Origin of the sequence: Parabacteroides sp. AT13, from assembly GCF_002272965.1 — a bacterium.
GTDB classification, from domain to species: Bacteria; Bacteroidota; Bacteroidia; order Bacteroidales; family Tannerellaceae; genus Parabacteroides; species Parabacteroides distasonis.
This window is the reverse complement of the sequence record NZ_NQMH01000002.1, coordinates 288,635-310,510: the sequence shown is the minus strand read 5'-3', so window position 1 is coordinate 310,510 and position 21,876 is coordinate 288,635. Positions and strand designations below refer to the sequence as shown.

Sequence of the window (21,876 nt, the reverse complement as noted above, 5' to 3'; positions counted from 1 at the left end):
AGTTATATATAGGAGGTAAATTTATAGGTATGTGGCAAGATATAGCAGTTTGCGTTATTGGTATCTCGGTTATCGGATATATCGCATATAAGGTTTATCGAATGCTTACGAAACCGAAATCCAGTGATCCTTGCTGTGGGTGTAGTGGGTGTTCGTTGAAAAAAGAGTTTAGAATGAAGGAATAACAAAATATTTTTTATATTTGCGTTATTCTAATACACCATAGGTTATGAATAACACGGCCTTACAAATATATGCCCTTTTTATCCTGCTGATCTTATCAGTAGGCTGTAAAGATGATTGGAAAAACCTTAACTTGCGTAGCGGAGAGAATGAACCTTTTTATTGGGAAAACAATAAGCTCGCAGCTCAGAGACTAGCGAAAATCATGTACAATAAAACAGATAGTGGAAGTTATGAACGTTTTAAGATCGTCCATATTTCGGATTCTCATTTATCCTCTTGGTCTCCGAGCAATAATTACGAGTTACCTATAAATCTACGACAATCCATCCAATTCGCCAATCAACAAGAACTGCGGATCAATGCGATAACCGCTACGGGTGATTTTATCTCTATTGATAAGAAAAAGAAGGCGAAAGAATATATGCACTCATTTATTCATTACCTTTATGATGAAAATCATGTCCCCACCTTTATTTGTACAGGAAATCATGATAGTAATTCCGAAGAAGAGATAGGCAGTACCTTCTTTTATAAAAACGAGATCAACGAAATATTATTCGCCAACAGTAATTATTCGAAGAATCGAAATAGTGCCGAGAATTATTACTATTCGGATGTAGCAAACCCTCAAGGAGGTACGATCCGTTTCATCGCCCTCGATATGTTAGACCAACCAGCATCCCAATATAATACTTTATCTTACGCATATTTCTCCCAGAAACAAATAGACTGGCTTATAAACACCGCATTAAAAAATGGCATGACAGACCATCATAGCGTCATTATCTTAACTCATTACCCATTTCAACGCCGTAGTGTAAATAACGATACCTATTTATGTGATGGGGATTATGTCCATTCGTGGAATATGATTCCCGAAATCATTGAAGCCTTTCGTACTCGTTCCTTATTAGAAAAAGTATATCCAAATCAATTCAACCTAGACCCCATCAATGTCAAAGCAGATTTCAGTGACCGCAAAGGAGAATTTGTCTGCTATCTAGGTGGACATATCCACTGCAACGCCTATTTTGACGTGACTGGATTAGAAAACGAAAGCACGGAACTCGTTCCACAAAAAATGATCCTTTGTACCAATCAAGCTCCAAGTGAAAAAGGCGTGGTATACAACAGGGTCATACGTGAAGAGGATAGCCTATCAAGTAACAGTTTTTGTATCTATGCTGTAGATACAAAAGAAAAGAAGATTTACATCACCTATTTCGGTGCCTATAAACCTTCTAATGATTGTAACTATCCGGAGATTCATACAATCTCGTATAATTAAAATTTACCGACCTATACAATGATAGATAAAGCCGGTTTCCTCTAACTCTGTCTTGTCATAAATATTACGTCCGTCTAAAATTAAAGGCGTGGACATCAATTTCTTGATAACAGACCAGGAGGGCATACGAAATTCTTTCCATTCCGTAACAAGCAACAGAGCGTCTGCATCTATCACGGTCTCATAAATATCTTTACCATATGAAATCACCCCCACAGGTAAACGTCTTTGAGCCTCGGGCATTGCAACCGGATCATAGGCGGAAATTACACATCCGGCTTCTTTCAACTTTTTGATTAAGACTAGCGAAGGAGCCTCTCGCATATCATCCGTTTCCGGCTTAAATGCCAATCCCCATAAAGCAATTCGCTTACCTTGTATATCTCCTCTAAAATGTTTCATTAATTTACGGAACAATATCGATTTCTGCTCCTCGTTTACGGCTTCCACCGCTTCTAGGATACGCATTTGGTAACCACTGTTGGCTGCGGTCTTCACAAGCGCCTTAACGTCTTTAGGAAAACAAGACCCACCGTATCCACAACCCGCATATAAGAAACGACTACCTATACGGGCATCCGTACCGATTCCTTTACGTACCATATTAACATCCGCCCCAACTATCTCACACAAATTGGCAATATCATTCATAAAACTGATGCGAGTAGCCAACATAGCGTTCGCCGCATATTTTGTCATCTCCGCAGATGGCACATCCATGAAGATTACACGGAAATTATTTAACAAAAAAGGACGATACAATTTCGCCATCAACTTCTGAGCACGATCAGACTCAACCCCAACAACAACCCGGTCTGGACTCATAAAATCCTTGATAGCCGCACCTTCTTTCAAGAATTCAGGATTAGAAGCGATATCAAATTCAATACTCACATCTCGCAAGGCTTGTTCCTCCTTGATCGCTTTCTTGATTTTCTGGGCAGTGCCTACCGGAACCGTACTTTTCGTAACAACCAAGATATATTTATTCATATAGCGTCCTACCGTACGGGCAACCTCAAGCACATACTTCAAGTCTGCGCTACCATCCTCATCGGGAGGTGTACCAACCGCACAAAACAGTACCTCGACCTCATTCAAACATTCTTTTAAATCAGTCATAAAATGAAGACGACCAGCTTGGGAATTGCGTGCCACCATCTCGTCTAGCCCCGGTTCATAGATAGGAACTATGCCTTTCTTTAGATTCTCAATCTTTACCTTATCCACGTCCACACAAAAGACCTCAGTCCCCATTTCCGCAAAACAAGTACCCGTTACCAACCCGACATAGCCTGTACCTACAATCGCTATTTTCATATATATCTATTACTTATGTTTATAGTGCATTTAAAAGAGATACAAAAGTAAGACTATTTCAAGAATTATACATAACTTTGGAAGCTTTTTTGGCATAAGCATGAACTAAAAAAGGAAGTCAATATGAAAATTATCTCTGAAAATCAGATTAAGGATTTAGGAATTACGCCTGCGACCTGTGTAGATTGGGCGAAAGAAAGTTTCTCTATAAAAAACAAGGCTCAATTACCCGCAAAAATAAGTGTACACCCCCAAGGTAATGACTTTTTCACTTCCATGCCCTGCCTCTTACCCCAAGAATTCTCTAGGTTTGGAATCAAGGTGGTTCATCGTATTGTAGGTGGCATACCTGCTTTAGGAAGCGATATCCTACTCTATGATTCCAATACGGGAGAACTATTAGCCCTATTGGGTGGAGATTGGATAACCGCTATGCGTACAGGAGCTGTCGCCACTCTCGCTATCCAAACATTAAAAGCGACCGATGCCACTACTTACAGTTTCATCGGCTTAGGAAATACAGCTAGAGCAACTATGTTATGTTTACTTGATAGCCAAAAAAATACGCATCATACAGTTCAGCTATTAAAATATAAGGATCAAGCGGATTCCTTTATAGAGAGATTCGGGGCTTATCCCAATGTTACATTCTCGATCATAGACAATATAGAGAATCTCATATCCAACTCAGATGTTATTATCAGTTGTATAACAGACGCAAGCAACTTGATCTGTCCGAAAAATGACCTATTTAAAGAAGGATGCCTAGTCGTGCCGATACATACGAGAGGATTTCAAAATTGCGATCTCTTTTTCGACAAGGTATATGGCGATGATACCGATCATGTGAAGGGATTCCGTTATTTTTCCCAATTCAAACAATATGCCGAGCTAGAAGACGTTTTATCAGGTAGAACGGCTGGCAGAGAAAATGACCATGAACGGATATTAAGTTACAATATAGGTCTTGGTCTACATGATATTCTATTCGCAAGTAAAATTTATGATAGTTTATCTGCGCAATCTCCAGAGATTAAGATAGAAAGAGAGGTATCAAAATTCTGGATATGATATCGGTTTACATTATATGCAGCGTTTTAGATAATAGAATCATCTTATAAAGACAACCCCTTCTCGGTTATGTACAGTCAAATTGATATTTTGACAGTAAAATCGACAGGGGTATTTGTTTATACAATTAAAAAAGAATAAGATATGCAAGCGATCATATTAGCGGCAGGCATGGGCAAACGCCTTAAAGAGTTGACAAAAAACAACACAAAATGCATGATTAAGGTACATAATCAAACCTTAATCGAACGTATGCTTAAACAACTGGAAGCTCTATCTCTGAAACGTATAATTATCGTGATAGGTTATAAAGGAGAAAAGGTACGTGAGCTTATCGGAGATAAGATAAACAACACTCCTGTTCTTTATGTAGAGAACAATGTATATGATAAAACAAATAATATATACTCGCTATATCTCGCTAAAAACTATCTGGTGGAGGACGAGACAATTCTACTTGAATCCGATCTAATTTTTGAGAACTCCATTCTCAGCAAATTGATAAACCATCCCTATCCAAATTTGGCAGTAGTTGCCAAATACCAAAGTTGGATGGATGGTACCGTCGTACGGCTGGATGAGGATAACAATATATTGAACTTCATCTCAAAGAAAGCGTTTCAATTTTGCCAAAAGGAGTCTTATTACAAGACCGTAAATATATATAAATTCAGTAAGGAATTTTCCACTAATAAGTATATTCCGTTCTTGGAAGCTTATTGTAAAGCCCTCGGTAATAATGAATACTACGAACAAGTTCTAAAGGTAATATCCTTATTAGACAGACCGGATTTAAAGGCCTTGACGATTACAACCGAAAAATGGTATGAGATAGATGACCAACAGGACTTAAATAATGCGGAAGCCTTATTTTCGGAAGGCAAGCAAGCATTATCTTTATACGGCAAACGTTACGGTGGATACTGGCGTTTCCCTATGTTATTGGATTTCTGCTATCTCGTCAACCCTTATTTCCCAAATACCCGATTGAAGGAAGAAATGAAAGCCAATTTCGATACTCTCCTTACCGAATATCCTTCCGGTATGCAAGAAAACGCTCAACTAGCCGCCCGTTATGCGGGAATATCCTCCGAACAAATCATCGTAGGAAACGGAGCGGCCGAGTTAATCAGTGGTTATATGCGTATGACCTCTAAGTATACCACAGGAGTTATATTACCAACATTCGAGGAATACCCGAACCGTTTGGCCCCTAAGCAGCTGGTGTATTATACTCCCAGCAACCGAGACTTCTCTTATACTGCTTTAGACATTATATCTTTCTTTGATAACAAACCGATTGAGCAACTTTTGATAATTAACCCTGATAACCCATCAGGAAATTTATTATCTAAAAATGAGATATTTGCGCTAGTCGAATGGTCCGAACGAAAAGGGATTCGTTTAATCATAGATGAATCTTTCCTTGATTTCGCAAATCCTGAAAATAAACTTTCCCTGTTAGATAAAGAGCTTTTAAACAAATATCCACATTTGATTGTCATTAAGAGCATATCAAAGTCATACGGCGTTCCCGGATTACGATTAGGTTTTTTAGCGTCGGGAAACAAAGATCTCATACGAGCGTTAAAAAAAGATATATCAATTTGGAATATCAACTCCTTCGCAGAATTCTATATGCAGATTTTCATAAAATACAGTGATGACTACGACAAAGCCTGCCATAAATTCTTAAACGAAAGAGAGCGTTTCTTCCAAAATCTACAGGCCGTCTCATATCTTAGGGTTATTCCCTCAGCCGCAAATTATTTCTTATGTGAAGTAACCGATACTTACACATCGGAGGAACTTTGTAGCTCTTTATTGTCGGGAAATAGTATCTTGATAAAAAACTGTGGAACTAAAGCAGGGTTCGAAGGGAAACAATATATCCGAATCGCTATCCGGAATAAGGAAGACAATGATAAGCTAACAGAAGCGTTGACTTCATTGAATAAATAAGGAAATTCAATCCGGTCTTTATTATCATGGAAATAAAAAAGAAGCTCAAGAATCCTATGGTTATAAATTTTATCTCCTTGGCATTGCTCCAAGGAGTTAATTATTTATTACCTTTATTATCATTCCCTTTTCTTTTCAGAGTACTCGGTGTAGAACGCTGGGGGCTCGTGACGTTCGGCTATGCCTTGATGCAATATTTCATTATGTTCACGGATTTTGGCTTTAACCTATCAGCCACGAAATATATCTCTGAGCATAAAACGGATTTAGGTAAAATCAACTCTTACCTAAATAGCACAATGCTTGGACGTTTCTTTTTATGCGGGGTCAGTTTCGCCATACTACTCATCCTGATCACTTGTTTTAATAAGTTTAAATCAGAGTCTTCTTTTTATCTCCTATATTTTGGTATGATCATAGGCAATGTTATGTTCCCTATGTGGTTTTTTCAAGGCATGGAGAATATGAAATACATTACGGTATTCAATATCGTAGCGAAATCATTGAGTTTCCTTCCCTTTTTCATCTTCATTCGAAAACCGGAAAATTATATATACGTACCGATATGCTATAGTTTTGGCTTTATTCTTGCCGGGATCGTTAGTATCTTTATTGTTTACTTCAGAATGGGGATGAAATGGTACTTCACATCGATCGAAGAAGTTAGTAACTCCTTAAAAGATAGTTCCACTTATTTTCTCTCCCGGGCCTCGACCTCTTTGTTCACCACAAGCAACTCGTTTCTATTGGGTTTGATTTGCGGAAACACAGCGGTGGGTTACTATTCGGCAGCAGAGAAGCTATATCAAGCGTACAATCAGTTATTGACACCATTCACTGGGGTTTTATTTCCGCATATAGCGAAAAGTAGAGATGTCTTGTTCTTTAAAAAAGTATTCTATAGAATAACATTCTCCAATTTCTTTTGCGTAACGACCGTACTTTTATTCTCAAGTTATGTATTAAGATTTGTCTATGGGACAGCCGATCCGGATATCTTAGAAGTATTCCGGATACTTGTAATCGCTTGTTTCGTAACCATCCCCTCTATGTTACTAGGATATCCATTTCTGGCGGCCATGGGGCACCCTCTATATACGAACTATACAGTTATGACCACCTCCATGGTACACATCACTGGATTAGCGATCCTATATGTTTGCGGAATGATCGCCCCTATCACGGTAGCAATGATGGTAGTCGTGTCTGAGACACTTCTTTTCCTTTTCCGTATTTGGGGGATACGTAGGTTCGGGCTATTCCGAGCGTAAGAAGCTGAGGCAAATTTGACAAGTGATTTAAGAAAAGACATATCTTAGCTTCATCAACCAAGTATCTTAGGTTCGTTGGCAAAGTATGTTAAGTTACTTTGCCGATGAAGTTAACTTACTTTTTTGCCCAACTTTCCCACAAAACGCAAATTCCCGATAAAAGGTCGTAATAGCCATAAAGATTTAAAAGTTTATGGCTATTACAACATATAGTTCATTGTATTAAAATGCGTGTATTTGGATGCACATTAAAAGTAGTAGAAGAAAATTGCTTTGCGGTCACGTACACGGTTTCTACACTATCAAGCCCAGTAAACCTAAACAAAGAAAGGCAAGGTCTCACGTCTACTGTTCGTAAAACATAGTTCGATGAGCAATCAATATATTGCAACGCAGGATTACCAGATAAATCTAACGACTGCAAAGCACAGGACCTACAATCCAAGTTTTGCAGGCTAGGATTACCTTTTATATTCAACATCTTAAGTTGAGAATTTGATGGACACCTCAAGGTTTCCAATAACGGGGAATTGCTCGTATCCAAACATTCTATATCCATGTTAGAACATAGAAGATAAATTAAATTAGTTTTCTCGCTCAAGTCTAATTCTTTAATGCCCACCCATTCCATTGTTACCTCTTCCAACGCTCCGCAATCAGCGAACGACAACTCATCTTGATATAAATGATAAATTTTCAAGTATTTAAGAGATTGACATCCATTCAAACGTAAAAAAGCACTAGGATTATAATTATAAAATTCCAGATGCTCAAGGGAAGCACATCCACTAAGATCCAAGCCCGGAAAACTTTCAGTTGTATATAGTTTTAGGCCTCGGATACTTTTATTGAAATCCAAGCAAGTTAATCCATAGCAATCTAAAAACAAATTAGGACAATCACTAACATCTACTTCCCCCGCATTTCCCTCCAACCGGGTATTATCAAGGCTCGTACAACCTTTAAACTGTAATGAGGTCAGGAGGCTAGAAGTTATATACAATGATTCCAACGCTGAACAATTCTGGATATCAACAGAAGAAGGTTGGGCATCCGACCGATAAGTCAAATTCCGCAAATTAGGATAAAGACTTCCTTTTAGTTCTTTTATCGTCATATTATATACCGTGATACTTTCTAAAGCATGATTCTTACTTAAATCCAAAACACCATCTCCACTATCAATAAATATTTCCTTCAAACGAATACAATCTGATAGGTCTATATTGCCAATGCGTCTACTTTCAAACGTTTCCAAGCCAACACACCCTTCCAAGTTAATCGAATACGCATAATCAGCGGCCAAACTTTTTAAAGACTTACAACCTTTCAAGTTCAATGCATAATTCTTACCTGTAGGAGTAAATTCCTCTAATGCTTCGCAACCACTCAAATCAATATCCATTAAACCAATAGCTCCCGTAAAAACAATGCGCTTCAAACGTTTATTATTCTTTAAATCTAAGTTTTGGAAACTAGCCCCATCTGAGTAATATGCGATAGATGATAGCTGCTCCAAGGACGGCAAATCATTAAGAATAACTCCTGTTGTCTTTATTTTGAGGCATAAATTCTTTAATTGCTTACAAGCATTTATATCTATCGATTCAAGAACCACCGTAGAACAAGTCAAACTATCTAACTTACAATCTTCGGGAAGCTTCAGATAATTGGTATGGGAATTACATACCAAGATCTTTAATGCTTTATTCTGACTAAGATCTACAGAATCAACCAGTGCGTAAGTCAATGACTCTAACGAAGTGAAAAACTCAATCCCTTCATTGATCCGTAAGATTTGAACTCTTCTCCCGGATCCATAATGTAATCTTCCCATTCAGCCCTCCTTTACCAGGAGGAGTTGGGGTCGGATCAGGAATCGGGTCTTCTTTTCAACATCCCACAATAAACACAATCGCAAATACATAGGCAAACCATTTCAATGTTTTCATAATTATCTCCATCTAATATTATTAGATATAAATGGAAAATAGAAACATATATTATCGTATATTCCTTATTTAATATGTAATGTATTTGAAGAAAATATCATTTTACCATTTCTTCTACCTATAGTATAACCAATATCTGATAATCCAGCTGTCGGCATATAACCACATTCTGGAGAATAATTTGAAGTAACAATAAAATCCTCAGACTCATAAACGTCAATTTCACCCTGCCTCGTATCAACAATATATATTGTATGCGGCAGAACGCCTACCAACTAAGCCGTTGAAGTATCAAACGCCATTTTAATATTAGAAGAAAGAATTCGTATCGCACTACACCCTCTAGCCACACAATATTCATTAGTTCTTGATATTGCTCTCAGATTCTCAGGTACAACATCTGTTGTATCCTGCATATTTATAGACAAACATGCTCCATCTCTCACTCCCAAATTAGAATTTAACAAATCTTCATTTGAGCAAGAAACAAATAAAGTCAAACAAAATAAAAATATGCATATAGATAATTTTCCTAAAAGAAAAAAAATTCAATAATATCTCAGTTCTTCATTTTCACCAGACACAAACAAAAATCTATCAATCAACAATTTACACATTTTCATACAAACCACAAAAAGCAAATAAATGCAAAAAGGATGATGAAACATAGTTTATTCCAAGAATAACCCATAACTTTGTTTCATAATATAAATATGTACAAGTTACTCAACGTACTCTTATAAAAGTATGATACAGTCTTTGATTAATAAACATTTTTTCAATCTGCTTCTTTTCACCTTGACTTTTGGTATATTGTTATACGATGCCATCGGGTTTGATTATACAGATGAAATTTGCGCCTTATTCCTATTCGTTTTATTCGGTATATATCTGTTTTCCACATCCGACTGGAACTTCAACAAGGGCTTTTTAACAACCATTGGTATTTTCCTGTTCTATTTTTGCTACTCCCTATACATTGGAAGTAATACGAAAACAGCGATAATATCAGATATGTTAATCCAGATCAAGCCTTATCTCGCTTTTTTCTGCGTATACTCAATGATGCCAAGATTTAGCGAATCCCAGAAAAATATCATGAAATCAATATGCCTTGTATTTTGGTTTCTCTTGCTTCTGATGGGACTAGGAAAAGCTGTAGAGCCTAGGATTTTATTCCATCTCATGGGACATCCGGCTTATTATGCGGCAGCCGTTGTATGCGTTTCCCTTTGTTATTTGTATTGCAGTAAGTTCACTAATCTGGATAAGATTACATTTGTTGCTTTATTGTCTATTGGACTAATATCTGGTAGATCTAAATTCTATGGATTTTTCGCTCTAGCCACATTTATCACGTTCTACTTCTCAAATATAAAGCAGTTCAAGTTAGACGCAAAGAATATTACGATCATATTACTAACTATTGTCGCAGTATTATTTGTCGCTAGAGAGAAGATCTATTTCTATTTCTATCAGACATTAACCAGCGAGGTAGACAAAGACATGATCGCCCGGTATGTATTATATGCGACCGCCCCACAGATATTAATAGATTACTTTCCTTTCGGTAGCGGGTTCGCCAGCTTTGGGACTTTCTCCTCAGGAGTGTATTATTCGAGTATCTATTCAAAATATGGAATAGATGGAGTATGGGGTATGAGTAAGGACCATTACAACTTTATAGCGGATACCTACTACCCTTCTTTAGCTCAATTTGGCATTGTAGGGATTATCTTATACATCACTTTTTGGATCTATATCCTTATGAAGGCAATTAAATTCCATAAAAGGACATATAATATGAAATGCTTATCGATGGTATTGATGATCATTGGTTTCTTTATCATTGAGGGCACTACCGACTCAACATTTACAACGCATAGAGGCTTTTTTGTCCTTATGCTATTAGGTTTAATATTATCAGATTTGAAGAACGGGGTGACAGATGAAGTTCATCCAAATGCAAAAGAGTTACAAGATGAAAATACTTCAGATAAATAAATACTTTTTCAAAAAAGGAGGTGCGGAAACTGTCTTTTTCAACACGATTCAGCTCCTCGAGAGACATGGGCACACAGTTATCCCATTCAGTCTTAAGAATAAGAAGAACGAACCTTCTCCTTATGAGTCGTATTTTGTAGACTATCCAGAACTATCGGAATCTTCTTTACCCAAGAAAATAAAAAATTTACCGGCTTTTATCTATAATAAAGAAGCCGCACGTAAATTAGAGAAGTTGATCCAAAAGGAGAAACCGGATGTAGCACATATACATCTGATGTTTAATAGTATGTCTGTATCGATCTTACCAGTCCTCAAGAAATACAATATTCCTATTATCATGAGTGTCCACGACTATCGTTTAGTCTGTCCTGCATACACATTCACGGATGGAAAAAGGAATTTTTGTGAGCGTTGTAAGACCGGGAATTACTACAATTGCATAACACACAAATGCTCAAAAGGTAGCCTCATCAACAGTTTCATGTTGAGCATGGATAGTTATTTCCGATCAAAATTCTATTCTCCGATCGATTACATCAATCGATTCATATTTGTCAGCAAATTCTCTATGAATAAGCATATTCAAGTAGAGAACCGATTCAAGGATAGATGTACTTATTTGTATAATTTTACCCCGAAGGTAAAAGATTACAGTTCAACAAAAGGAGATTATATCTTTTTCTTTGGAAGAATATCCGAGGAAAAAGGTATCCTCACCTTATTGAATGCGATCAAGCAAGTTCCTGATATAAAATTAAAATTAGCTGGAACCGGACCTTTATTGGAGCAACTAAAGTCTCAATGCCCTCCAAACGCAGAGTTTCTGGGATTCAAACAAGGAGAAGAACTGCGGGAACTTATTCACAATGCCTCTTTTGTTGTAGTCTCATCCGAATGCTATGAGAATAACCCGATGACAATCATTGAATCCTATATGATAGGAACTCCTGTTATTGGTAGTGATTTGGGAGGAATACCAGAGTTGATTATTGAAAACAAAACCGGATATACATTCAAGCCAAAATCACCCGATGACCTAAAAGAAACGATTACAAAGGCTTGTTCTATATCAGAGGAAGAATATGCGAGAATGTCGGATGAGGCGAAGAAATTCGCAATGGATAACTTCTCAGAAGAAAGCCATTATCAAAAACTCATCAAAAACTATCAACTCATTATCGATCAGAATAAGCGATGAAAAATGTCTATGTATTTGGGACAAGAGGCTTTCCGAATGTACAAGGAGGCGTAGAGAAGCATTGTGAGCAACTTTATCCGGAACTGACTTCTAAATATAACATTTCTATATTCAGAAGGATTCCATTCTTAAAGAAAAATGCGGAAAAGGTATATAAAGGCATACGATTCATAGATCTACCTTCTACACGAATAAAAGGGTTTGAGCCTTTTTTCCATTCATTCTTGTGCACTATATATTGTATTATTAAGAGACCAGATATCGTACATATCCATAACATTGGTCCCGGAATGTTTATACCACTCCTTAAACTCGCTGGGTTGAAAGTTGTCCTTACGTATCATAGCGCAAACTATGAACATAAGAAATGGAATTACATATCCCGAAAAATATTAAAATTCAGCGAATGGATAGCTGTTAATGGTTCTACAGCCGTAATCTTTGTCAATAAAAAGCAAATGTGTCTTTTCAATGATAAAATTCAGCGTAAATCCACTTATATACCGAATGGAGTATATCGCAAGCAACTAGCGACAAGGACTGATTATATAGAGAAACTTGGGTTACAACCTCAAAAATATATTTTAGCTGTTGGACGTATTACACAGGAGAAAGGATTTGATTATCTGATTGATAGCTACGTACAATCTTTACCTCATGACTTCAAGCTCGTTTTAGCCGGAGGAGTAGACCATAACTCCTCCTATTCGTCCGAAATCAGCGAAAGAGCCCAAAAACAGAATGTAATCATGCCCGGATATGTGGATGGAGAATTTCTAAGGCAATTATACTCCCATGCCAGACTTTTTGTATTACCTTCTTATAATGAAGGCTTCCCATTAGTACTTTTAGAAGCGATGAGTTATCATCTACCTATATTGGCAAGTGATATACCCGCTAATAAATTACTTGAGCTAAATCCAGGGGACTATTTCAAAACAGGGGATGCTTTGGATCTATCTAAGCACATAAAACAAAAACTGGCTCAAGAATTTACCAGAGTTGACTATCCACTCGACGAGTATACGTGGCAGAATGTCAGCGACAAAGTAACTACAATCTTTGACAAGATATAAAAAATATCCCTCAAAATACTGTTTAGCTATTTTGAGGGATATTTTTATATAATTGGCTTTATTTCATGAGCATGTTGCGCAGCCAAACGCTGCTTCTCAGGAGGTGGAGTCATATAATTAGGACCATATAATGTCGTTAAATATACATCTGGTCTATGAGGCGCAAAAAACTTTGAATCCTCAAAGTCTATCTCTACTACAGGAAAGATATCGTCAAATCGAAGATATCTTTTCCACAAGGTATCGAAACCATGACCAAGGCGGCAGTCTGTACCTAATCCCCTATTCTTATCAATAAGCTTCTTCGCAAATTTCATATATTGAAGAACCAGTTTATGGAATACGGGATGAAAAAAAGCCAATATCTTTTTATCTATAGACTCATCCTTGAAATATATCGCATCTAAACTCTTGCATATAAACGTATTATAGACCTTCACCATTTTTTCAAACATAAAAGGCAATTTCTGCTTATGATAACGATCCATAGGAAATATATCTATAAACAATCCTTTCTCGCATTCTTCATCCTCATATCCCGGAGATAATATGAAGCTTTTCTTGTCTCTTACCTTACAGGGTAAAGGTAAATAATGGTAATGAGGGTCGGTCTCTCTGGTCTGCAACATCATATCTTCAGGGAACTCATTCACGGCAATCTTTACAAAACGCTCATAATCCTCACGAATCATGCAGATATCCAAATCATCATCCCAAGGAATGAAACCTTTATGGCGAACCGCTCCTAATAAGGTACCCGAGCACATCCAATAAGAAATATCATGCTTTCGACATATATAATCAATAATCTTAAGCATTCTCAACATCACTAATTGCGCTTGACGCAATACCGTTTCTCCTTCTTGACGATTGTCAGGATATAATTTCGAGAAATCAACAACACTCATAAAATATTACTTAGAATCTTTACTTTGCTTTTTATATTCTTGGATAAGAAGAGACGATTGTCTTCTTACAAATAAGTAAGATATAGGTATCACCAATGTTAAGACCAACATTCCAATAAGCGCAAACAACTTACGAGGACCGACAGGCTTGCTCTTTACATAGGCAGGATCAATCACCCGAGCCTTATCTCTTGTCTGACCTAAAATAAGAGCGGTCTCCTCTCGCTTCTGAAGTAATATCAAATAAACGCCTTGAATAATTTCCTGTCTACGTTTCAACTCTACAAACTGTCTTTCCGCAACCGGATAATTATTCATTTTACTATAAATTTCCTGCTCCTTCGCTTTTACATCCTTTATTGACCGCTGCATTCCTTTTTGAGCATTACCGATGGTTTCTATTACGCTTCCACGTAACTTATCCGCTTGCTCAGTCAAAGTTCCGACCAGCGGGTTATTGATACTCGAATTTTGAATTACGCGTGCACGTTCTAGCAAAACTTCATTATAACTAGTTAACGCACTTCCTTTCTCCCCTTCCTGAGCGGTCAATAAAACAGGTACCAAATTATATTTATTCGCAGGATCTTTCACGAATTCATCCATCATATTGATGACATTGGATTGAGCCTCCAATTCTATCAACTTTGTTTGTAGTTCTTTCATTTGTTCCACATAGAATTGAACGTCATGCTCTATATCCATCAATTGGTTCTTGCTCTTATATTCTTCAATTTGGTTTTCGACAGCGGCAAGTTCCGCTATAATATTCTCAATCCTCCCATCTAAGAAAACCAAAGATTTACGAGCCTCTCCTTTTTTATACGCCTCAGCTTCTTTGTTATAGATCGCAATTAATGTATCTAGCATATCCGTACCCCGATTCTTTTCATAATCAGTGCAACTCAACTCTATTACGTTTGAAGTCTTGGAGCTTCCTTCTATTAAAAATTCTTTCTCCAAATCCTCTGCGACCCACCCCGCAGGATTATATGTAATATCAAGTTTCGCTGAGGTGATATCTTTTTTTCCCGGCGCAAAGTCCAAGGTGAAGTTTCCCATCGGTAACTCAATGGTAGCAGGCAATGATGGAAAACTAAAATGTTTCTTTTTCATATTAACAGACTCCGCTGAAACCTCCGCCTTACCATTTTTTACGAAAACCGAGAACTCCACAGCTTCTGCCAAGCGTGCGTTTGTAGCAGAATCGGCAATCAACTTTAAAGGAGATTCATCATATAAACGATAGCCCAAAGAAAATGGTTCACAATAATCGACATTCACGCCTAATTTCAGAACCATATTCCGAAGCATTTTATTAGAAGTCAATGTCATTAGTTCATCATCAATATTAACGACACCTCCAGAAACAGATCCCAACCCAAAAGATTTCATCAACCCAGCGGCCTCTCCCAATCCAAAGCTACCTCCTCCGAGGTCTTTATCTTCCTGAATCTGGATACGGGCCATCATCTCATATGTACGAGGGTAATAAATCAGATATAAAACCGCAGGGATTATAGAAAACAGGAATACCCCTAAAAATAATTTCCAATGCAATAGATATCTTACGATAATACTTTTAAGTCCGATTGTTTCGTTGTCTTTCACTTCCATCATCTAATTATTATTTAGTAATAGCCAATATAACAGTCGTTATCACAGATACAGCGCTCAAAATTGAGGAGAACACGGTTATACTATATTGTTGGGCTTGACTATAACGGGCGTTTCTCTTCTTCGCATTATTCGGTTCCACATAAACAACATCATTTTGTTGAAGATAATAATAGGGGGAAGTAAATATATCCGGCTCGGTAATATCCAAACGAGCAAACTCCTTTTCTCCATTATTATCTCGTATAACCAAGATGTTCTTACGGTTTGCGTTAATTGTCAAATCACCGACCTGACCGATAGCATCTAAAATTGAAAGACGATCATTTTTCACGGAAATCGCACCCGGCCGAGAGACCTCACCCATCATCGTGACCTTATAATTAACAATCTGTACATTAACCAAAGCATCTTTCACATAAGGGGAGATCATTTCTTGCATTTTATCACTTAACTGTTGCTTGGTCAATCCCGCCACATGGATCTTTCCCAAAACAGGGAAATTTATGTCACCTTCCTGATCAACCAAATACGTTCTTAATTGACCAGAAGAAACCGTCGTAGTCTCACCTTGAGTTGCATAGGCATATACAGGGGGATTAAAGGGAGTAACGACTGTCGGATCCCATGCCGTAACGGTTATCGTAAGTAAGTCATCAGGGCAAATCTTCGAGGTATAAGCTTGATTCATCTTACTCACCTGTTCGGGGGTCAAGGCATCCACTCCTTGGAAATAAACCACATCTTTAGGAACAGAACAAGCCCCTAACAATAAGACAAACAATGCCACTACTGATACTAATTTCACTTTCATAATCTTTGTTTTCTTCAAATAAGGTGCAAATATACGTTTTTTAGTTTGAACATGAGGTCTCAAAAGGACCACAAGTATAAAGATACTTCTATAACGATGCAATTGTCTAGATATTGCTGCATGCTAAATCAAAATTATAGTTGTTTTTACCGCTTTTTCATGATTATTGCGTAAGTTTGTGACAAAACAAAAATATATGGTTGAGATAGGAAAATATAACACGCTGAAAATAGTGAAAGACCTTGACTTCGGGGTTTATCTGGATGGAGGTAACGGGGTGGAGATCTTGTTGCCGACTCGTTACGTACCTAAAAACGTGAAGCCCGGGGATGAGGTCGAGGTGTTTATTTATCATGATAATGAAGGGAGGTTGATCGCTACTACCGCACGTCCTCTGGCAACGGTCGGGGAGTTCCAGTTCATGGAGGTAAAAGACGTGAATAATGCCGGCGCATTTCTGGAATGGGGTATCATGAAAGATTTGCTCGTTCCTTTCAAGGAGCAGAAAATGCCGATGAGAGAGGGGAAATGGTACTTGGTCTATGTCCGGCTGGATCATGTGACAGGACGTATCATGGCATCCGCACGTATCGAGAAGTTCTTGAACAATACCCCTATCGATTACGAGCAGAATCAAGAGGTTCAGTTATTGGTAGCCGACGAGACGGATCTTGGCTATAAGGTGATCATCAATAACCAGCATTGGGGATTGATCTATTATAATGAGGTATTCCAGCGTCTTGAGAAAGGCGAGCATCTGAAAGGCTATATAAAAGAGGTACGTGAGGATGATAAGATAGATGTGAGCCTAACGCCGCAAGGCTACCAAAAGGTAGAGGGGATCGCCGGCGTCATTCTGGAAGCGATGAAAACACAAGGGGGATACATCCCGGTACACGACAAGAGCGATCCGGACGTGATCTATTCCTTATTCCGCTGTAGCAAGAAAGCTTTCAAACAAGCGATCGGGGCACTCTATAAGCAACATCTTATCACGCTGGAAGATGGCGGGATACGGCTCGTGAACGAGAAGTGACCCATTTATATAAAAAAAGTCAATGGAATCCGTTACAGAATCCATTGACTTTTCTTTATAAATCCATTGAGTTAGCGAACGGATTCCATTGACTTTCTAATCCAGCTTCAATACGGCCAAGAACGCTTTTTGCGGAACTTCTACCGTACCGATCTGCTTCATTCGTTTCTTTCCCTCTTTCTGTTTTTCCAGCAATTTACGCTTACGGGAGATATCGCCTCCATAACATTTCGCCGTCACGTCTTTACGGACAGCCTTAATTGTCTCACGAGCGATAATCTTAGCGCCTATCGCCGCTTGGATAGCGATATCGAATTGCTGGCGGGGGATCAACTCTTTCAGTTTCTCGCACATACGACGTCCGAAAGTAACGCTATTATCCACGTGCGTCAATGTAGACAAAGCGTCTACCGGCTCACCGTTCAACAGGATATCTAATTTAGCCAACTTACTGGGACGGAAATCATGTAAATGGTAATCGAAAGAAGCGTACCCTTTTGAAATACTCTTCAACTTATCATAAAAGTCGATTACGATCTCGCCCAACGGCAAGTCATAATGAATCTCGACACGATCACCTGAAATATATTCTTGCTTAAGCAGGACGCCACGCTTACCCAGACAGAGTGTCATGATCGGGCCGATATAGGTAGTGTTCGTGATCACGGAAGCACGGATAAACGGCTCGTCGATATGATCAATCAAGGTCGGGTCCGGCAAGCCTCCCGGATTATGTACCTCGATCTCCTCCCCTTTCTTTGTATGCACGATATAAGAAACGTTCGGTACAGTGGTTATCACATCCATATTGAACTCACGATCCAAACGCTCCTGAACAATCTCCATATGCAACAAGCCCAAGAAACCGCAACGGAACCCAAAACCCAGCGCGGCGGAACTCTCCGGCTGGAAAGTCAAGGAAGCGTCGTTCAACTGTAATTTCTCCAATGACGCACGAAGGTTCTCGAAATCCTCGCTATCGATTGGATAGACACCGGCGAAGACCATCGGCTTCACCTCCTCAAAACCGGCGATCGCGTCTTTAGCCGGGCGAGACACATGAGTGATCGTATCACCGACACGCACCTCCCGGGACGTCTTGATACCGGAAATGATATATCCTACGTCTCCCGTCCGGATCTCCTCACGGGGGCACATATCTAATTTCAATATACCTACCTCGTCGGCGTCATACTCTTTTCCTGTAGCGATAAACTTCACATGGTCACCTTTACGGATCACGCCGTTTACCACCTTGAAGTAAGCGATAATACCACGGAACGGATTAAAGACGGAGTCAAAAATCAAACACTGCAACGGGGCCTCCGGATCACCTTTCGGGGCCGGGACCTTCTCCACGATCGTATTCAAGATCTCGGTCACTCCCTCGCCTGTCTTTCCGCTCGCCCGTAAGATATCCTCACGAGGGCAGCCCAACAGTTCCACGATCTGGTCCTCTACCTCCTCCGGCATGGCGCTAGGCAAGTCAATCTTGTTCATCACCGGAATAATCTCTAAGTCATTCTCTATCGCCATATACAGGTTAGAGATGGTTTGCGCCTGAATACCTTGGGCCGCGTCCACGATCAGCAACGCACCCTCGCAGGCGGCGATAGAGCGGGAAACCTCATACGAGAAGTCCACGTGCCCCGGAGTATCGATCAGGTTCAGTATATATTCTTCACCCTTATAATTATACTTCATCTGGATCGCATGGCTCTTGATCGTAATACCACGCTCACGCTCTAAATCCATGTCGTCAAGGACTTGAGCTTGCATGTCTTTACCTTCTACTGTCTTGGTATACTCAAGCAAACGGTCTGCCAAGGTACTTTTCCCATGGTCAATATGAGCAATAATACAGAAATTGCGGATATTCTTCATCTGCCAAATTTATTTTTAGGTACGCGAAGATAGGAAATTTAGCCTAAATACTATACTTTTGGCATACCATTTGTTGTTAATAGTATATGACAATACAAGAAATAAATAAAGCATACAACCGAATTATCGGTTCATTAGACGAAAAGGAGCTAAAGAATGCGTTCGATTTTCTCCAAGGTTTAATAGCGGGAATACGTGAGTACTCATTCCAAGACAGGTTGAACGAGCTACAAGATACTTATAAATATATGTTGCGATACCGGATCGAGGGGGCTAAAGATCCGATGCAAGACCAGATATACAACAACTTGATCGCATCCAGCTATGAGTTCGCGGATATAGTGAAGCACAAGGCCTTATCGGTAGATTCGCCTCTCTCCTATTATAGCCGTAGGCGAATGATGCAAAAGGAGCTTACCAACTATGACCAGCTCCACAAGGTCTTGAGAAACGCCTCTCTGGTGAAGATAGAGACTCCGACCGGAACCATCACGGAGCAGCAGCAAATCGAATCCGCCACGATCCTATTATTCAATAAGATCTGGACCTCGAATCCTCTCAATAAGGAAGAAATAGCCTCCATCAGGAACCTATTGAATGACCAAGAGTTGCCTTTTATCATCGGTAGCCAAATCGTATCGGCATTAATGTTGGGATTGCAAGCCGCTTTCGATAAGGAGAAACTGCTATTATTATTCGATGCGGCCAATATCCAAGAAGACGAGATTCGTTACCGCGCGTTGATCGGGATTCTCCTGACGCTCTATACCTATAGGAAACGTACGGCGCTATATCCGCAGATAGCGGATCGACTAGCGGCTTTATCCGAGGGATTTCCTAATTTCACGAAAGCGATCCGAACGATTACCCTTCGTTTTATCCTAGCCCGTGAGACAGAGAAGATCACCCGTAAGCTACAAGACGAGATCATTCCGGAGATGATCAAGCTAGGCCCTAAAATCAGTCAAAAGATAAACTTAAAGGATATCAATCCGGAACTTCTCGGAAACGAGATGAATCCGGAGTGGCAGAATATGTTATCGAACAGCTCCTTAGGGAAGAAAATGGAGGAGTTCAGCGAACTGCAACAAGAAGGCGCGGACGTAATGCACTCTACTTTCGTGCACCTAAAGCATTTCCCCTTTTTCCGGGAACTGGGTAACTGGTTCATGCCATTCACGACCGAGCATTCCGCTTTTGGCAATCAGTTGAGCAAGAATCAAACGGAAAAGGACATGCTAGATTCCATGACTCTTGCGGCATTCATGTGTAATTCCGATAAATACTCCTTATATTTCAGTATGATGCAATTGCCGGATCAAGCCCGTCAAATGATGATGGGACAATTTGGTAGCCAAGCCTCCGAGATGATTCAGCAAACGAAGGAGGAATTGATCAGTAAACGGGGAAAACTGGAAATCATATCCGGACAGTACATACAGGACTTGTATCGTTTCTTCAAACTTTATCCGGGACATCTGGATTTTGATGACATATTTACATCTGCGCTAGACTTTCATAACCTGCCAATTTTGCAGCCTTACGTCAGTGATGAGGAAAGTTTGACAACTATAGCGGAGTATTATCTCCGGAAGAATTACTTCCTCGACGCGCTCACGATCTACAATCGCTTATCCGATGCAAATCAAGAAAGTGATATCTTATTCCAGAAAATCGGTTACTGCAAACAAATGAATGGCGATATACAAGGCGCCTTGGAGGCTTATTTACATGCGGATCTTATCAATCCGGACAGTAAATGGGTTATTCGCCGGATCGCCGGTTGTTACCGTACCTTAAAGCAACCGGAAGAAGCGTTGAAATACTATCATCGTTACGAGGCTTTCAATCCGGATGATTTATCGATCCAAATATGTATCGGCCACTGCCATCTTGAACTCAAGAATTATAATGAGGCGCTGAAATATTATTTCAAGGTAGATTATCTGGACAATAAAAGCACGAAGGCTTGGCGTCCGATCGCTTGGTGTTCTTTCTTGACCGGTAAATACGATCAGGCCCGTAATTATTACAAAAAGATCATGGATAATCAACCCAACACCCAAGATTTCTTGAATGCGGGACATACGGAATGGGCATTACAGAATATAAAGGGAGCGCTTGCTTTTTATAAAAAAGCCGTGGAGAAAGAGTCCGGTGATTTCTCGAAGTTCCAAGAGCAGTTCAATCAAGATATCCCCGATCTTCTTGTAGCGGGAATCGAGGAGGCGGAAGTGCCGTTGATGATGGATCAACTCCGGTATTCCTTGAGCGATATATTCTAAC

The 21,876-nt window shown here is 39.2% G+C and carries 16 protein-coding genes; 9 read left to right on the top strand and 7 right to left on the bottom strand.

The genetic code is table 11. The annotated features are described in order from the left end of the window. Positions 1-29: 29 nt before the first annotated feature. Positions 30-185, top strand: coding sequence for a FeoB-associated Cys-rich membrane protein (locus CI959_RS15590; protein WP_085931154.1), 156 nt, complete (start codon positions 30-32; stop codon positions 183-185). A gap of 44 nt (positions 186-229) precedes the next feature. Next, positions 230-1,474: a metallophosphoesterase gene (locus tag CI959_RS15585; RefSeq protein WP_008780421.1), complete on the top strand. Its 1,245-nt coding sequence runs from the start codon at positions 230-232 to the stop codon at positions 1,472-1,474. A gap of 3 nt (positions 1,475-1,477) precedes the next feature. On the opposite strand, the gene CI959_RS15580 is transcribed toward CI959_RS15585, so the two are convergent. Beyond that, positions 1,478-2,794, bottom strand: a complete 1,317-nt coding sequence (locus CI959_RS15580; protein WP_008780420.1) for a UDP-glucose/GDP-mannose dehydrogenase family protein — start codon at positions 2,792-2,794, stop codon at positions 1,478-1,480. A 123-nt stretch (positions 2,795-2,917) separates the two neighbouring features. Between CI959_RS15580 and CI959_RS15575 the strand changes: the two genes are divergently transcribed. From CI959_RS15575 to CI959_RS15565, 3 genes are all read left to right on the top strand, one after another. Next, the gene (locus CI959_RS15575; RefSeq protein WP_008771831.1) at positions 2,918-3,865 is read left to right on the top strand and encodes an ornithine cyclodeaminase; all 948 of its coding nucleotides are present in this window, start codon (positions 2,918-2,920) and stop codon (positions 3,863-3,865) included. Between the two features lie 144 nt (positions 3,866-4,009). Continuing rightward, entirely contained in the window at positions 4,010-5,827 is a 1,818-nt protein-coding gene (locus CI959_RS15570) for an aminotransferase class I/II-fold pyridoxal phosphate-dependent enzyme (protein WP_057316502.1), read from the top strand. 26 nt (positions 5,828-5,853) lie between these two features. After that, positions 5,854-7,098 carry an oligosaccharide flippase family protein gene (locus CI959_RS15565; RefSeq protein WP_057316505.1) on the top strand — a complete coding sequence of 415 codons (1,245 nt, stop codon included), beginning with the start codon at positions 5,854-5,856 and terminating at the stop codon, positions 7,096-7,098. Between the two features lie 214 nt (positions 7,099-7,312). Here CI959_RS15565 and CI959_RS21550 read toward each other — a convergent pair whose 3' ends face one another. Further along, positions 7,313-8,935, bottom strand: coding sequence for a hypothetical protein (locus CI959_RS21550; RefSeq protein ID WP_176471228.1), 1,623 nt, complete (start codon positions 8,933-8,935; stop codon positions 7,313-7,315). A gap of 1,872 nt (positions 8,936-10,807) precedes the next feature. Continuing rightward, the gene (locus CI959_RS22105) at positions 10,808-10,885 is read right to left on the bottom strand and encodes a DUF2770 family protein (RefSeq protein WP_227204473.1); all 78 of its coding nucleotides are present in this window, start codon (positions 10,883-10,885) and stop codon (positions 10,808-10,810) included. 146 nt (positions 10,886-11,031) lie between these two features. On the opposite strand from CI959_RS22105, the gene CI959_RS15545 reads away from it, so the two are divergent. Together CI959_RS15545 and CI959_RS15540 are read left to right on the top strand one after the other, a co-directional pair. Beyond that, entirely contained in the window at positions 11,032-12,255 is a 1,224-nt protein-coding gene (locus tag CI959_RS15545; protein ID WP_011966467.1) for a glycosyltransferase family 4 protein, read from the top strand. Then, positions 12,252-13,331: a glycosyltransferase family 4 protein gene (locus CI959_RS15540; protein ID WP_011966468.1), complete on the top strand. Its 1,080-nt coding sequence runs from the start codon at positions 12,252-12,254 to the stop codon at positions 13,329-13,331. The genes CI959_RS15545 and CI959_RS15540 overlap by 4 nt, the downstream gene beginning before the upstream one ends. A 44-nt stretch (positions 13,332-13,375) precedes the next feature. Here CI959_RS15540 and CI959_RS15535 read toward each other — a convergent pair whose 3' ends face one another. The 3 genes from CI959_RS15535 to CI959_RS15525 are packed head-to-tail and all read right to left on the bottom strand — an operon-like array spanning position 13,376 to position 16,670. Then, a complete protein-coding gene (locus tag CI959_RS15535; RefSeq protein ID WP_008780413.1) occupies positions 13,376-14,239 on the bottom strand; it encodes a phosphorylcholine transferase LicD in 864 nt (287 codons plus the stop codon). 6 nt (positions 14,240-14,245) lie between these two features. Further along, positions 14,246-15,859: a GNVR domain-containing protein gene (locus tag CI959_RS15530; RefSeq protein WP_008780412.1), complete on the bottom strand. Its 1,614-nt coding sequence runs from the start codon at positions 15,857-15,859 to the stop codon at positions 14,246-14,248. A gap of 7 nt (positions 15,860-15,866) precedes the next feature. Next, positions 15,867-16,670: a polysaccharide biosynthesis/export family protein gene (locus CI959_RS15525; RefSeq protein ID WP_008780411.1), complete on the bottom strand. Its 804-nt coding sequence runs from the start codon at positions 16,668-16,670 to the stop codon at positions 15,867-15,869. A gap of 196 nt (positions 16,671-16,866) precedes the next feature. Here CI959_RS15525 and CI959_RS15520 point away from each other — a divergent pair, with 196 nt between their 5' ends. After that, the gene (locus CI959_RS15520) at positions 16,867-17,706 is read left to right on the top strand and encodes a S1 RNA-binding domain-containing protein (protein ID WP_005856099.1); all 840 of its coding nucleotides are present in this window, start codon (positions 16,867-16,869) and stop codon (positions 17,704-17,706) included. Positions 17,707-17,802: 96 nt separating this feature from the next. Here the strand turns inward: CI959_RS15520 and lepA are convergent, their stop codons facing one another. Further along, positions 17,803-19,590 carry a translation elongation factor 4 gene (gene lepA / locus CI959_RS15515; RefSeq protein ID WP_005856098.1) on the bottom strand — a complete coding sequence of 596 codons (1,788 nt, stop codon included), beginning with the start codon at positions 19,588-19,590 and terminating at the stop codon, positions 17,803-17,805. Between the two features lie 86 nt (positions 19,591-19,676). Between lepA and CI959_RS15510 the strand changes: the two genes are divergently transcribed. Further along, positions 19,677-21,875, top strand: a complete 2,199-nt coding sequence (locus CI959_RS15510) for a tetratricopeptide repeat protein (RefSeq protein ID WP_005856096.1) — start codon at positions 19,677-19,679, stop codon at positions 21,873-21,875. Position 21,876 lies beyond the last annotated feature (1 nt).

Excerpts from the sequence above, each read along its gene's own strand:
- CI959_RS15590 (WP_085931154.1), top strand. The coding sequence starts at position 30 with ATGTGGCAAGATATAGCAGTTTGCGTTATTGGTATCTCGGTTATCGGA.
- CI959_RS15585 (WP_008780421.1), top strand. The coding sequence starts at position 230 with ATGAATAACACGGCCTTACAAATATATGCCCTTTTTATCCTGCTGATC.
- CI959_RS15580 (WP_008780420.1), bottom strand. The coding sequence starts at position 2,794 with ATGAAAATAGCGATTGTAGGTACAGGCTATGTCGGGTTGGTAACGGGT.
- CI959_RS15575 (WP_008771831.1), top strand. The coding sequence starts at position 2,918 with ATGAAAATTATCTCTGAAAATCAGATTAAGGATTTAGGAATTACGCCT.
- CI959_RS15570 (WP_057316502.1), top strand. The coding sequence starts at position 4,010 with ATGCAAGCGATCATATTAGCGGCAGGCATGGGCAAACGCCTTAAAGAG.
- CI959_RS15565 (WP_057316505.1), top strand. The coding sequence starts at position 5,854 with ATGGAAATAAAAAAGAAGCTCAAGAATCCTATGGTTATAAATTTTATC.
- CI959_RS21550 (WP_176471228.1), bottom strand. The coding sequence starts at position 8,935 with ATGGGAAGATTACATTATGGATCCGGGAGAAGAGTTCAAATCTTACGG.
- CI959_RS22105 (WP_227204473.1), bottom strand. The coding sequence starts at position 10,885 with ATGATCATCAATACCATCGATAAGCATTTCATATTATATGTCCTTTTA.
- CI959_RS15545 (WP_011966467.1), top strand. The coding sequence starts at position 11,032 with ATGAAAATACTTCAGATAAATAAATACTTTTTCAAAAAAGGAGGTGCG.
- CI959_RS15540 (WP_011966468.1), top strand. The coding sequence starts at position 12,252 with ATGAAAAATGTCTATGTATTTGGGACAAGAGGCTTTCCGAATGTACAA.
- CI959_RS15535 (WP_008780413.1), bottom strand. The coding sequence starts at position 14,239 with ATGAGTGTTGTTGATTTCTCGAAATTATATCCTGACAATCGTCAAGAA.
- CI959_RS15530 (WP_008780412.1), bottom strand. The coding sequence starts at position 15,859 with ATGATGGAAGTGAAAGACAACGAAACAATCGGACTTAAAAGTATTATC.
- CI959_RS15525 (WP_008780411.1), bottom strand. The coding sequence starts at position 16,670 with ATGAAAGTGAAATTAGTATCAGTAGTGGCATTGTTTGTCTTATTGTTA.
- CI959_RS15520 (WP_005856099.1), top strand. The coding sequence starts at position 16,867 with ATGGTTGAGATAGGAAAATATAACACGCTGAAAATAGTGAAAGACCTT.
- lepA (WP_005856098.1), bottom strand. The coding sequence starts at position 19,590 with ATGAAGAATATCCGCAATTTCTGTATTATTGCTCATATTGACCATGGG.
- CI959_RS15510 (WP_005856096.1), top strand. The coding sequence starts at position 19,677 with ATGACAATACAAGAAATAAATAAAGCATACAACCGAATTATCGGTTCA.